The sequence below is a fragment of the Stieleria sp. genome (assembly GCF_041595215.1).
Classification (GTDB): domain Bacteria; phylum Planctomycetota; class Planctomycetia; order Pirellulales; family Pirellulaceae; genus Stieleria; species Stieleria magnilauensis.
In genome coordinates, this window is the sequence record NZ_JBFHKV010001241.1 from 1 (window position 1) to 2,283 (window position 2,283).

2 protein-coding genes are annotated in these 2,283 nt (G+C 60.4%); both read left to right on the forward strand.

Annotated features, from left to right (window positions below; all coding sequences use genetic code 11):
- Nucleotides 1–1,250: PQQ-binding-like beta-propeller repeat protein (locus ABX749_RS30095; protein ID WP_372899286.1), on the forward strand; the 1,250-nt coding region annotated here is incomplete at its 5' end.
- A gap of 140 nt (nt 1,251–1,390) precedes the next feature.
- Nucleotides 1,391–1,999, forward strand: a complete 609-nt coding sequence (locus ABX749_RS30100) for a metallophosphoesterase family protein (RefSeq protein WP_372899287.1) — start codon at nt 1,391–1,393, stop codon at nt 1,997–1,999.
- Nucleotides 2,000–2,283 lie beyond the last annotated feature (284 nt).

The window sequence follows — 2,283 nt, forward strand, 5'->3', positions numbered from 1 at the left end:
CCATCCTTTGCCTCAGTCTATCAGCCGGTGGGGTCGGTTTGGGGCAGGCCCCCGAAGCGGGGCCGTGGCCGCAATGGCGCGGCCCGACGTCGGACAATCACGCCGCGGACGATGTGTCGTTGCCGCGTCATTGGGACCTGCGGACGGGGGAAGGCGTCGCCTGGAAAACCAAATTACCCGGCCGCGGGCATTCGACGCCAATTTTTGTTTCCGACGCGATTTTTTTGACCACGGCGGATGAGGATGCCGGCACGCAATCGGTCGTGGAACTCGAAGCGCGGTCTGGAAAGCTCCGTCAAGAGATCGTGTTGCACCGCGGCACGCTGCCGCCTCGCATCCATCCCAACAACTCGCATGCCTCTCCGTCGATGGCCTATGACGGCGAGCGCTTGTTCGCATCGTTCCATACCGACGATGCGATCGTGGTGACGGCGCTCTCGACCGATGGCAGCCAGCTTTGGCGGACGCGCGTCTGTGAGTTCAAACCGTCCAGTTTTCAATTCGGTTACGGCGCCAGTCCCATCATCGAAGACAACGTGGTGATCGTGGCGGCCGAGTATGACGGCAAGGACAGCGGGATTTACGCGTTGGATCGCACCAGCGGCAAACAAGTGTGGAAAATTGCCCGGCCGCAGAACTTGAACTTTGCGTCTCCGATCGTAACGACCATCGCGGGATCGCGGCAGTTGTTGATCGCCGGGGCGGAGACGTTTTCGGCCTACGATCCGTTGAAAGGACGCTTGATCTGGCAGGTCCCGACGACGACCGAAGCGATCTGTGGGACGGTGGTCTGGGACGATCGTCACGTCATGGTCAGCGGAGGTAATCCGGACGCGGGGACCTGGTGCGTCGCCGCCGATGGAACGGAGAGGCTGATGTGGAGCAATCGTGTGATGTGCTACGAACAGTCCCTGTTGGCGATCAAAAACTACCTGTTCGCCGTCGCGGACAATGGTGTCGCCTACTGTTGGCGGACACACGATGGCAAAGAAATGTGGAAGATGCGTTTGTTCGGTGGCGGAATCAGCGCGTCACCACTGCTTGCCGATGGACACGTCGTCGTGGCAACTCAACGCGGCGAAATGTTTCTGTACTCTGCGTTCCCGGATCGCTTTGAATCCGTTGCCAAAATCCAGACCGGTGACTCCATCTTCGCCACGCCGGTCGCCATCGAAAACCGTCTTTATGTGCGAACCGGCATCAACGAATCCGGTCGTCGTCAGGAATACCTGATTGCCATCGGCCCGTAGCCACCGCTAGCGGCCGGCTGACCAGAGTGGCGTACGCTTCCAGCTTGCGTCAACGACCGTCAGGTCACGCCGTGCGTGACAGGCTTGCTAAACTAAAACACCCGACGCTTCTCCATCATTTCCTGGTTTTCGAACGACTCATGAAATTTCTTTGCTTTAGCGATCTTCACCGCAATACCGAAGCGGCGCGAAACCTGGTTCGGCTTGCCGATGAAGTAGACGTCGTGATCGGCGCCGGAGATTTTGCCAATCGTCACGAAGGTCTCGCCGACACGCTGGAGATTCTGGCGGAGATCGAGAAGCCGTCCATTCTGGTGCCGGGCAACGGGGAGACCGTGGAAGAACTTCGCAGTGCCACCGAGGACTGGAAGTCGGCTACCGTGTTGCACGGAGAAGGATGCGAGATTGGTGGCGTCCCGTACTGGGGCGTCGGGGGCGGGATTCCCGTGACACCGTTCGGCGATTGGTCGTATGACTTTGACGAAACGCAAGCGAGTGAGTTGCTCAGCGGTTGCGACGAGGGAGGCGTGTTGGTGGTGCACTCGCCGCCGCTTGACACGGTCGATCGCGACAGTGGTCGCAGGGTCCGGGGCAGCCAATCGATCCGCGATTGCGTGTTGGCCAAGCGTCCGCGATTGGTGGTCTGTGGTCACATCCACGATGACTGGGAAAAGCAGGTCAAGCTCGAGGAAAGCCTGGTGCTCAACGCCGGTCCGCGGGGCGTGGTCGTCGAAATCGACTTCGACTGACACCGCGGCAGTGGATTCATTGCCATTTGAATCGGCAGAATCATCTTTCCAAGTCCGCCGTCTGGCGACGGCAGCGACGCAACCGCTTTTTTTCGCCGGCACTATTGCCAGAAACTGTTCGTCGTGGACCGATGCGGCAGCGACTCGATCGGCTTCGGTTGCGGGGGCGCTGCCGCAGGTTTAGCCGGGGTGTGTTGCGGTGGCTGGACGACCGCTGACCAGATGGTGACCGGGGCCTTCGGTTTGACCGGCGTCGGTACGACGCTGACCGGCGCGGGACTGAC